Source organism: Planctomycetota bacterium (assembly GCA_016872555.1).
Lineage (GTDB): Bacteria > Planctomycetota > Planctomycetia > Pirellulales > UBA1268 > F1-20-MAGs016.
The window spans coordinates 1-10541 of record VGZO01000079.1; the positions used below are offsets into that span (position 1 = coordinate 1).

10 protein-coding genes and 2 pseudogenes are annotated in these 10541 nt (G+C 65.5%); 10 read left to right on the forward strand and 2 right to left on the reverse strand.

Annotation, left to right across the window (positions count from 1 at the left end; genetic code table 11):
• On the reverse strand, window positions 1-436 hold a 436-nt coding region (locus tag FJ309_16225), incomplete at its 3' end, for a hypothetical protein (protein ID MBM3956130.1).
• A gap of 47 nt (window positions 437-483) precedes the next feature.
• On the opposite strand from FJ309_16225, the gene FJ309_16230 reads away from it, so the two are divergent.
• The 10 genes and pseudogenes from FJ309_16230 (at window position 484) to FJ309_16275 (ending at window position 8918) form a co-directional block, all read left to right on the forward strand.
• Window positions 484-1350 carry a hypothetical protein gene (locus FJ309_16230; GenBank protein ID MBM3956131.1) on the forward strand — a complete coding sequence of 289 codons (867 nt, stop codon included), beginning with the start codon at window positions 484-486 and terminating at the stop codon, window positions 1348-1350.
• Between the two features lie 15 nt (window positions 1351-1365).
• On the forward strand, window positions 1366-2316 hold the full coding sequence (locus FJ309_16235) for a TIGR04255 family protein (GenBank protein MBM3956132.1): 951 nt from the start codon (window positions 1366-1368) through the stop codon (window positions 2314-2316).
• On the forward strand, window positions 2306-2731 hold the full coding sequence (locus FJ309_16240; GenBank protein ID MBM3956133.1) for a hypothetical protein: 426 nt from the start codon (window positions 2306-2308) through the stop codon (window positions 2729-2731). The genes FJ309_16235 and FJ309_16240 overlap by 11 nt, the downstream gene beginning before the upstream one ends.
• A 6-nt stretch (window positions 2732-2737) precedes the next feature.
• A complete protein-coding gene (locus tag FJ309_16245; protein MBM3956134.1) occupies window positions 2738-3295 on the forward strand; it encodes a hypothetical protein in 558 nt (185 codons plus the stop codon).
• Between the two features lie 56 nt (window positions 3296-3351).
• Window positions 3352-3761, forward strand: a pseudogene (locus FJ309_16250) (hypothetical protein).
• A gap of 95 nt (window positions 3762-3856) precedes the next feature.
• The gene (locus tag FJ309_16255; GenBank protein ID MBM3956135.1) at window positions 3857-5194 is read left to right on the forward strand and encodes an ATP-binding protein; all 1338 of its coding nucleotides are present in this window, start codon (window positions 3857-3859) and stop codon (window positions 5192-5194) included.
• Complete coding sequence (locus FJ309_16260) at window positions 5194-5676, forward strand: hypothetical protein (GenBank protein ID MBM3956136.1); 483 nt, start codon at window positions 5194-5196, stop codon at window positions 5674-5676. Before FJ309_16255 ends, FJ309_16260 begins: the two co-directional genes overlap by 1 nt.
• Window positions 5677-5735: 59 nt before the next feature.
• Window positions 5736-6065, forward strand: coding sequence for a hypothetical protein (locus FJ309_16265; protein ID MBM3956137.1), 330 nt, complete (start codon window positions 5736-5738; stop codon window positions 6063-6065).
• A gap of 43 nt (window positions 6066-6108) precedes the next feature.
• A pseudogene (locus FJ309_16270) lies at window positions 6109-7007 on the forward strand (diadenosine tetraphosphatase).
• Window positions 7008-7103: 96 nt separating this feature from the next.
• Window positions 7104-8918 (forward strand): alcohol dehydrogenase, encoded by a 1815-nt coding sequence (locus FJ309_16275; protein MBM3956138.1) that lies wholly within the window; start codon window positions 7104-7106, stop codon window positions 8916-8918.
• A gap of 69 nt (window positions 8919-8987) precedes the next feature.
• Here FJ309_16275 and FJ309_16280 read toward each other — a convergent pair whose 3' ends face one another.
• Window positions 8988-9920 carry a DUF429 domain-containing protein gene (locus tag FJ309_16280; protein MBM3956139.1) on the reverse strand — a complete coding sequence of 311 codons (933 nt, stop codon included), beginning with the start codon at window positions 9918-9920 and terminating at the stop codon, window positions 8988-8990.
• Between the last annotated feature and the right edge of the window lie 621 nt (window positions 9921-10541).

The following is a 10541-nucleotide window of genomic DNA, read 5'->3' on the forward strand; positions in this document are numbered from 1 at the left end:
GAAAAATGCTGTCGTATCTCTCCGCGAACTGTGACTGCACGTTCTTCATGGCCTTGTCTTTGCCGGCTGGATTAAGCGCTGAATAGACATTGGCGGACATGCCAAACAACCTGATCTTCGCAGCCGGATGTTGGATCCAATCAGTCAGTGTGTCGCCGAAGAGTTTGTGGCTTTTTCTGAAGAAGGGGTTGAAGGACTTCCGGATGCTTTCCAAGCTCAGGAAACTGGTCGAGTCGACCATCGTCCTCGCCGCCATCCGCCATCTCCAATCTCTGGAGTTGTAGGTTTCGAGCACTGCGCGGATCGGCACTTTGATGTTCTGGATCGAGTCCGGGAGCACGATGCTCGGGTGACGCTGCTTGGAAATCGCCGTCGCCGCGACGAGGTCCGCGTAAGCATCGCTGAAGTACGCGTCAATCGCGCCGACTGCAAACATCCAAGCGCTCCGTAGAAGATCGGAGCGAAGCAGCGAATCTCGAGGCGATGCCGTCGGCAAGGGATCGGTGTGCTGAACGATCGCACGAGCCCGGCCGATGTCTTCGCGAAAATGCTGGAGCGCCGTTGCAGGCACGGTGGAGCCCTTTCAGTCAGCTCCGGAAGTCAATCAGCCGATTCCACGAGTCCCGTTTCGTAATGCAATTCGTTCGTCTCCTCGTTGAACCACACGTCATGGTCCTCGGGAAAAACGACGTTCCACAGGTCGACGAGCAGCTCTGGGGCCACTCCGCGGCGAACCGTGGCCGCCAGTTCGGTCGCCAATCGTGCCGGCTCGGCGCGCGTCTCGGGCAGAAGATCGCTGGCAATCTCGTGGAGCGCGCCTGCGCTCACCGTGTGGATTGCGGATGCGATCCGCTCACCCGCTTCATGGCACTTCAAATACGGCATGGCCGAGCTCTCGAAAATCGGGAAATACACCGGACCTGGCGTTTTTATCGTAGTGGCGGGGAAACTGTCCGCCAACGGCAGGAGGGGGTTCAGCGAGGCAAGGCGAAAGCTGCCAGCCATCAAATGCGGGCAAGGACACCGCAGTTCGCGGGTCCGCTGCGGCGTCTTCGCGATTTCCGCGGCCGGCCGGGTCGTGCTCGCCGAAAACTCCGCCGCGATCGTCGCCCGGAGATTCACACATTCGTGGGCGCGCTCCACGGCCGCCGGGCCCGGAAGGGGGTGTTCGTGACCACGAGCACGTTCAAGAGCGACGCGATCGAGTACGCCGCCCAGATCGACACGAAGGTGGTCCTCGACGACGGCCGCACCCTTGCCCGCCTCATGATCCTCCACGGCGTGGGGTGCAGCCCCGCCCAAACCTTCGTCGTCAAGAAACTCGACAGCGACTACTTTGTCGAGGAGTAGGATACCGGGGCCCAAGTGGGCGATTGCTCGAGGAACCCGAGCCCGCCCAGCCCTCGGCAACGGCTGTGCCCAGAATTTAGACTGATCGCGTTCCCGGATCCAAAGGACGCATCAGTGGCTGCCGGCCCCACTTACTCCCGTGCCCCGCTCGCCGAGGTGGCAATCTCGGTACAGTTCGACGCGCCGCGTCGGCTCACGCAGGCCCATCTCGGGGCCTACTGGGCCTCGCAGCGCGGCCGTTACCCGATCGTCCACTCCACGCAGGGCTTGCCGGCGATCAACGAGGAGTTTGCCGGGGGCCGGTCGTGGCTTCCCCCATCGCTCCGCCTGGCGCTCGCCGAAGAGCCCGACACGCGGGTGCAGATGACCTCGGCCGACAAGGCATGGGTCCAGCAGGTGCAGGCCAATCGGCTCGTCGTGAATTGGCGACGGGGCGACGATCCCGCAGGCGACTACCCGCGGTTTACCGGCACGCTCGAGCGCTTCCTCGAGTCGTGGCAGGCTTGGAACGGCTTTCTCACGAGTGTCGGCGTAGCGCCGGCGACGCCGGCCGTGTGGGAGGTCGTGTACGTCAACAGGATTCCCAAGGGGGATCTCTGGAAGACGCCGGCCGATTGGCCGAGGGTGTTTCCCGGGCTTTGGGCCGGGCCGTTTGCGGGGATCGCAGGGGCATCGATCGCCGGCGTCCAGGGGCAGTGGGTCTGGGAAACGGCCGCGCCGCAGGCCAGGCTCTACGTCGAGCCGAAACCCGCCCGGGGACCGGCGCCAGCGTTCCAGGACCTGCTTTTCGTGACACTCACGGCCCGGGGCCGGCTGCCCTTGTCGCCGAAGGATCCCGGCGGGGAAACTGACTGGGAGGCCGAATTCCGACGAGGGCTCCAATGGGGGCATGATCTCGTCGTGGGGGCGTTCGATGCGCTCGCCTCGGCGGAGGCCAAAAAGGCGTGGGGACGACATGACGACTGACACCTCGATCGCGACGCTCGATGATCGGCGCCCGACCGGCATTGAACAGGCGCCGGACGCGATCGCCACCTCTTCCCGCGCCGACCACGCGGCGGTGTGGGATGACTGTACCGAGGCTCTGCTTGGCATCTGGAATGGCAGAGGACCGATCGCCGAACCGGCGCCGAGCAACGAGACGATCGACGCCGCGATCCGGGTTCTCAAGGAGATGCGGCGAATGGACCCGACCAACACGCCCATCAGCATCGTCCCCGATCCAGCGGGGGGGATCATCGTGGAGTGGCGAAGCGACCGCGACGGGATCGAGACGATCCGCACGGCGTCGTTTCTCAACGACGGCTCGATCGAACTGGTGACGTACCGCGACGGAGTCGCCGTCGACGTACAGACGCTCGAGGAACGGTTTCCGACCTGATCGACCATGGCCGACATCGACGATGACGATTTGGCCCGCGACAAGACCCCGCCCGTCGACGGGAGCGAGATCGTCGCCCGCCAAATCAAGGAAAAGGGCGGGCAACCGCTCTACTTCGACGCGACGCGGGCCTCTCCCCGTTTCGTCCACCGCTCGCTCTTTCTGCCTTCCCCGAAGGACGCCACCGGCCTTTCGTTGATCCGGCTTCGGCATCGATCCGAAGTCTGGGCTGCCTTTCGGTCGGAGACGCCCGACCAGCGCTATCAACTCGCCCGCTTGCTGGTGTCAGCGCTCACCGAGATCGCGCGGGCGGCGGGGATCGAGTGGCTCCACTTCGATCCTTCCGCGGATGATCTCGATCGGCAGCACGGCCACCCTTGGGCCCACTGCAACGTCCGGGAGATCAATCGGACCGATTACGACAACACCGCCGACCCCGATGCCAAACGCCGCATCCTCACCTGGGCGGAACAGGTTTCCAGATCGATCTCGCTCGCCGATGTCAGCGACCCTTTTCCGGCCCCTGATCCGGCCCGCCACCGGTATCGACCAGACGCCGAGTGATCTCCCATGCCCATCCCCCCCTTTCACGAAATCCTTCTCCCGTCGTCCTCGATCTCATGAAGTCCATGGGCTACGGCGGCTGGGGCGACGCCGCCGGCCGGCTCACCGGTAAGGGCGGTGACGAACGGCAATGTTGCCTTTAGACAGTGGCATCATCCACGAAGACCGCCTCGGCCTCGACACCATCTATCTCCAGGCCAAACGCTGGGACCACTCCGTTGGTCGCCCGGAGATTCACAAGTTCGTGGGCGCGCTCCACGGCCGCCGGGCCCGCAAGGGCGTGTTCGTGACCACGAGCACGTTCACGAGCGACGCGATCGAGTACGCGGCCCAGATCGACACGAAGGTGGTCCTCGTCGATGGCCGCACCCTCGCCCGCCTCATGATCCTCCACGACGTGGGGTGCAGCCCCGCGCAAACCTTCGTCGTCAAGAAACTCGACAGCGACTACTTCGTCGTGGACTAGCCGCTCCACGGCGTGTCCGTGCTACACTCAGAGAGTTTGGCTGAGGCTGCACGTTGCCGGCAAAGCGATGCCGGAAGTGATTTCGGAGGAGTGATATGCTCACCGTCTTTCGGCTCGCACACTTCAAGAGCTATGAGCACGCTGAGCTCCCTTTGGGGCCGATCACGCTCCTGATCGGTGCCAATGCGTCGGGCAAGAGCAACGCGATTGAGGCGCTGCGGCTGCTGTCTTGGCTTGCCCAAGGGCAGAAGTTGTCTTCGATCCAATACACCATCAATGCCGGCGACCGCATCCTGCGGGGAAGGGTCGGCGACCTGTGCCGCCAACCAAGCCACCGGTTCACGCTCGGCTGCCAGACCGATGACAGCACATGGCAAACGCTCGCGCTTACGATCGAAGAACGTGACGGCGAGCTGCATATCGTCGAGGAATCGATCAGCGATCCTTCAGAGACGCTTCCTCTCTACCAGCTCGACCAGCCGAGTGAAGGCGTCGGAACCGATGCGGGCGTGGCGTACAACAACTTCCAACGCGGAAGAAACAAACCGCATACAACCGTCAGTGACCAAATGGCGGTGTTCGTCCAACTCGAGGGGTCGGCCCGGTTCGACGAAAAACACGAACGCTCCCAGTCCGTGATTCCCGAGGTCGCCAAGCGCTACCAGACGTTGTTGCAAGACATCCTGTTCCTCGACCCTGCACCATCGCGCATGAGGCAGTATGCTTTTCAGACTGATACACGACTCAAAGGCGATGGCACGAACCTGTCGAGTGTGCTGTACAAGCTTTGGGGGCCACGCGATGCGGCGACCGTCAATCCAGTGCAACAGGCTCATCGCGAGGAAATCCTCCGATTCATCCGCAGCCTCCCCGAGCAGGACATCCTCGGGCTGAGCTTTATCACCACCCCACGCAATGAGGTGTTGCTGGCAGCAACGGAATCATTCGGAGGCAAAGAGCAGCAATTCGACGCGAGCCTCCTTTCTGACGGCACACTCCGCGTGCTGGCGATCGCATCCGCGATGCTCTCGGCACCGGAAGGCAGTCTTGTCGTGATCGAGGAGATCGATAACGGCGTTCATCCGAGCCGTGCCCGGGATTTGCTCGAGCGTATCCGGGCTGTCGCTCAGTCCCGGAACCTCCGCGTCTTGCTCTCGACCCATAATCCGGCACTGGCCGACGCACTGCCCGATGCAGCACTGTGCGATGTTGTGTTTTGTTATCGCGACCCACACACGGGCGCCAGCCGGCTCAAGAAACTCGGCGAACTGGAGGACGTTTCGGACTTGCTTGTGAAAGGCCCGCTCGGGCATCTGATGACGTCCGGAGCGATCGAGCGGTTTGTCAAGCAACCCGTCGATCGCGAAGCAAAGCGACGGCAGGGCCAGGAGTGGATCGAGCGGATGCGGAGTATCGGCGGGGCCGCTTCGTGATGGGGCAGATCGTGATCGTCGACACGAGCGTGTTCCTCAACATCCTCGATGTTCCCGGCAGAAACCAGAATCGTGCGGCAACCTTTGGGGCGTTCACGATCCATGTGAATGCGGGGGATCATCTCTATCTTCCGGTGCCGTGCATCATCGAGACGGGGAACCATATTTCACGGCTCCGCGATGGCCACGACTGCTACCAATGTGCGAAGCGATTTGTCGCGGAAGTGCGCAACGCGCTCAACGGAAGTTCGCCATGGCAGCCGGTGCCCCTGCTTCCTGAAGGCAAAGATGACTGGAGCGGCACTAGCGGCGTCGAGCGATGGCTCGTTGACTTTCCAAACGAGGCGCAGCGACAAGTCAGCTTGACGGACGTGACGGTGAAGGATTTATTCACGCAGTTTTGCGACAAGTTCCCCATGTCCACTGTGCGGGTATGGGCACTCGATGGCCACCTTGCATCGCTCCAGCGTCTTCACCCTTGAAAACGGTCGAGCCATCAAGCTTTGCACCGTCGTCGACTACGATGCTCGGGTGACGCTGCTTGGAAAATTTCGCGGGTCCGCTGCGGCGTCTTCACGATCTCCGCGGCAGGCCGGGTCGTGCTCGCCGAAAACTCGGCCGCGATCGACGGCCGGAGATCTACAATTTCGTCGGGGCTCTCCATGGCCGCCGGGCGCGGAAAGGCGTGTTCATCACCACGAGCACGTTCACGAGCGACGCGATCGAGTACGCCGCCCAGATCGACACGAAGGTGGTCCTCGTCGACGGCCGCACCCTTGCCCGCCTCATGATCCTCCACGGCGTCGGCTGCAGCCCCGCCCAAACCTTCGTCGTCAAGAAGCTCGACAGCGACTATTCTGCCGAGGAGTAACGGAAGGACTGGAAGAACCGCCGCCCCGCGCCCCCACCCGACCATGTACGACCTGATCGGCGACATCCACGGCCAAGCCGACGCGCTCGAGCGCCTCCTCGCCACGCTCGGCTACACACGGCGGCGCGGCTGCCACCGCCACCCCGGGCGGCAGGTGATCTTCCTCGGCGACTTCATCGACCGCGGCCCGAAGATCCGCGAGACGCTCGCGATCGTCCGGCCGATGATCGAATCGGGCGCGGCACGGGCGGTGATGGGCAACCACGAGCTCAACGCCCTCGCCTTCCATACCCCCGACCCCGACACGCCCGGCGAATACCTCCGCCCACGCAACGAGAAAAACTGCCGGCAACACGCCGAGACCATGCGGCAGCTCCCCGCCGACGAGCTGCAGTCGACTCTTCAATGGTTCCGCACGTGCCGCTGTGGCTCGACCTCGACGGCCTCCGCGCGGTCCATGCCTGCTGGGACGACACGCGGATGGCGCGGATCGCGGGACCGGTCAGCGATGCGTTTCTCCATGCCGCATGCGCGCCGCGCGGCAGCCTGTTCGAGCCGGTCGAAGCGATCCTCAAGGGCAAGGAGGGATCGCTCCCGCCGGGAATGACGTTTCGCGACAAGGATGGCCATGACCGCACGGCCACCCGGGTGAAGTGGTATGAGCCACCGGAGGGCCACACGCTGCGGACCTACGCGATGCCTGGCGAGACGGTCGACTGCGACGAGGCGCTCCCGCGCGAAGTCATCAGCGCCGCAGTGCCCTACCCTCCCGATGCCAAGCCGGTGTTCGTGGGGCACTACTGGCTCAGGGCCGCGCGTCCCGAACTTCTCCGAGCGAACGTCGCCTGCGTGGATTGGAGCGTGGCGAAGGGGGGTTTTCTCTGTGCCTATCGCTGGGACGGCGAGCAGACGCTCGATGCCGGGAAGTTCGTGTGGGTGTGAGGGGCGTTGGAGCCGCCCGCATCCTCCGCTTGCCGAACCGCCAGGGGCCCACCTACCCTGCCGTCACCTGGCAGGAATGCCCCGAGGACATGACCGATGAACCACGGCTACGACCCTGACCACCAGCCGCCAGCGAGCCACCAGCCGCCAGCGAGCCACCAGCCGCCAGCGAGCACCGACGCGTGGCGCCCCCTGCGGACGTGGATCCCGCTTGTGCTTGTGCCGCTGATGGGGTTCATGCGGTTCGTGCCGGGGCTCGTCCCCAACGGGCCGTCGATGATCTGGATGGCAAGCGCCTTCGGGCCGTTTTTGATCGGCTTGCTCGTGATGGTGTGGTGGCTCGCGGCCAGCCGGGCACGCTGGTTCGAGCGGCTCCTCGGCGTCGCGGGCCTCGTCGGCGCGATCGTGGTCGAGCAGGCGATCTGCCATCCGTCGATGCGCGGGCCGCTGCCGATCGTGCTCACGATCCCGATGGCGATCGCGGCGTTCGCGATCGGCACGATGCTCTTCGGGCACACGCTGTCGATCCGGCGGACGTGGCTCGCCCTCGGCTTGGCCGTGCTCGCCACCGCCTACTCGGCCCTCGTCCGCACCGACGGCGTGTGGGGCGATTTTTCGTTCGGGTTCGACTGGCGCTGGAAGCCGACCGCCGAGCAACTGGCCGATGACGATTTTCGCCGCGCGGAGAAGCTCGCGGTCCCCGCCGAGGTCGACAGCCAGGCGCTCCTGGCGGCACTCGAAGCGGCCCCCTGGCCCCATTTCCGCGGACCGCAGGGCAATGGCGCCCAGACCGGCCTGCGCTTCAGCGACGATTGGACGGCCCACCCGCCGCGCGAGGTGTGGCGCAACCGGATCGGTCCGGCGTGGAGCTCGTTTGCGATCGGCGCCGACCGGCTCTTCACCCAGGAGCAACGCCTCGAGGACGAGGTGGTGTCGTGCTACGACGCGAAGACCGGCCAGCCGATCTGGTCGTTCGCCACCCCGTCGCGGTTTTTCGAGTCGCTCGGCGGGCTCGGGCCGCGCAGCACGCCGACGCTCGCCGATGGCTCGGTCTACGCCCTCGGGGCAGAGGGGATCCTCGTGCGGTTGAACGCCGTCGACGGGACGCTGGTGTGGAAAGCCGATCTCAAGGCGGCGGCGGGACGGAGCGAGCCGCCGATGTGGGGCTTTTCCGGTTCGCCGTGTGTCGAAAACGGCTTCGTCGTCGTCCATGCCGGGGGCAAGGGCGACAAGGGGATCATCGCGCTGGCCGTCGAGGATGGCCAGGTGGCGTGGACGGCGCCGGCCGGCGAGATGTCGTACAGCTCGGTGCAGAAGATCACGCTTCTAGACCGGGAGTATCTCTGCCTGCTGTCAAACTCCGGTGCGCACTTCCTCGATCCGGCGACGGGCAAGACCGTCTACGACTATCCGTTCGCACACCAAGGCTATCGGGCGTGCCAGGCGCAGGTGATCGGCGGCGACAAGCTGCTCATCCCGGCGGGGATGGGCACCGGCACGCGGCTGGTGGCGTTTTCCGCCACTGAAAACGGCCTCGAGGGGAAGGAGCTGTGGACGTCGCTCGACCTCAAGCCCGACTACAACGACATCCTCGTCCACGACGGCGCCATCTATGGCTTCGACAACGCGATCTTCGCCTGCATCGGTCTCGAGGATGGCAAGCGCAAGTGGAAGGGAGGCCGGTATGCCAAGGGGCAGGCGCTCTTGCTCGCCGACTCGGGGCTGATCGTGGTGGTGAGCGAAAAGGGGGAGCTGGTGCTCGTGCGGGCGACCCCCGAGAAGCACGAGGAGCTCGGGAAGATCGAGGCCCTCGGCGACAAGACGTGGAATCATCCGGTCGTGGTCGGCGACCGGCTGTATGTCCGCAACGCCGAGGAGGTCGTGTGCTACGAACTGACGACGGCGGGCTGACGATCGCCGTCTGGCCGTCGCCAGAGCGAACCGGGCCCGCGGGAGCGTGATCGCGGCGCCGGTCGCGGTTCAGCCGCTCACCCGCGCCAGCCGCTCCCCGTCGGGCAGCCAGATCTCACCGCCGTCGGCGGGTGTGCCGTAGGCCACCGTGAGCCCGAGCCGGTGAAGGCCGGCGACGAGGGCGGCACAGGCGGCGTCGATCTCGTCGTGGCTGGCGGGGGGCCCGTCGGACAGCCCCTCGATGAACGAGCGCAGGATCCTCCACCGCGCGCGGCGCCCGGCCGGCGTGGTCTTTCGCGGCGGGAGCCCCGTTCCTCCGAGCACTCGCCACAGCTTCACGAACGCTCCGTGGGGGTGCGTCTCGATCGCGGTGATCGGCACGGTCCGCTGCCGACTCTCGGCAAACAGCGTCAGCGATCGGGCGATCCACCGGCTGGCCCCGTCGAAGTGCAGGACCGTGTCGCGCGAGCTCCAGAAGAGGTGGATCCCGGCGGCGGCGACCGATCGCTCGGCGCCGCGGAGCGCGGCACCACCGGGATCCCACGCCGCGCGCTGGGCATCCCACCGCGGCCCGTCGGGGTGGAGCCCACAGGGACCGTCGATCGCGAGTACGACCGCAGCGGTGCGATCGACGTGGGCCCAGAAGTCGGCGTTGGTCCGACTCCACGCCAGCGCCTCTGGCGCCGGACGGAATCCCTGGCCATCCCACCGGATGGCGTACGAGGGCATCGGTTTGTCGCCGGACTGCATCCCGCCGGGTGCGAACCTCCCGGCGGTCGGGTCGAGCCCGACGGCCACGAACGGGCCCGCGCCTGCGGGAAGCGCGAGGCGGGCAAAACCTCGATCAGCGTCTTCGGGCGCCGTGCCTGCGGCCTGCACGAGACAGCCTTGGGCTGCGTTGGAAATCGGTTCCAGCCCCATGACGGTCTCACCGCCACCGCAGGCCGGATCGACGACGAGCGGAGCACGCGACGATCGCGTTCTTCCGAAGACGAGCGCCACGGCCGCGCCGGCCAGTCTGGCGGCCGTATGGGAGTTCCGCCTCGCCACGAGCAAGGGCGCCCGCGACCACGATCACGACAATACACACTCAACCCTGGCGTGTTGCCAGGGAGGTGTGCCGGACGACCGGTCCCTTGGAGAAAAGGACCGGAGACTCCCTGCACGGACCAGTCCGACTCCGGGTCGAAGACGACTCCGGCACGACAAAAGTCGGGGCGACTCCCGGCGACAGCACCGGTACGAGCGGGCACCCGCGAAAAACGGCCGCGAAACCGCATCCTCTGTGCCCCGATCCCTTCCCGTTCCAGTACTGGTTCGACGGGCAGGCCATCGAGGCGCGGACGGTGAAGGGCCGCTTCAAACGAGGTCGCTAGCTGTCCGTGGACAAAGCCCTCCATGGCCTTTGTCCACTGAGGCGACCGCGGGAAACGCCGAGGGTTTCCCGGGTCGCCGTCGGCCGCATCCGGCGGCCGGTCACTTTTTCCACGGGCTGCTAGTACTACTACGTTAGCTCAACTGGAATCGACCCGCATGAGTTCGTCGTTGATCGGTCGATTGCAGATGGGGCAATGATGCGAGAAGCACAGCAGAAGCGATTGAAGGAGCCGGCGCACACTGGGC

Coding starts and splice junctions, on each gene's coding strand:
- FJ309_16275 (MBM3956138.1), top strand. CDS start 7,104: ATGAACCACGGCTACGACCCTGACCACCAGCCGCCAGCGAGCCACCAG.
- FJ309_16260 (MBM3956136.1), top strand. CDS start 5,194: ATGGGGCAGATCGTGATCGTCGACACGAGCGTGTTCCTCAACATCCTC.
- FJ309_16255 (MBM3956135.1), top strand. CDS start 3,857: ATGCTCACCGTCTTTCGGCTCGCACACTTCAAGAGCTATGAGCACGCT.
- FJ309_16240 (MBM3956133.1), top strand. CDS start 2,306: ATGACGACTGACACCTCGATCGCGACGCTCGATGATCGGCGCCCGACC.
- FJ309_16230 (MBM3956131.1), top strand. CDS start 484: ATGCCGTCGGCAAGGGATCGGTGTGCTGAACGATCGCACGAGCCCGGC.
- FJ309_16245 (MBM3956134.1), top strand. CDS start 2,738: ATGGCCGACATCGACGATGACGATTTGGCCCGCGACAAGACCCCGCCC.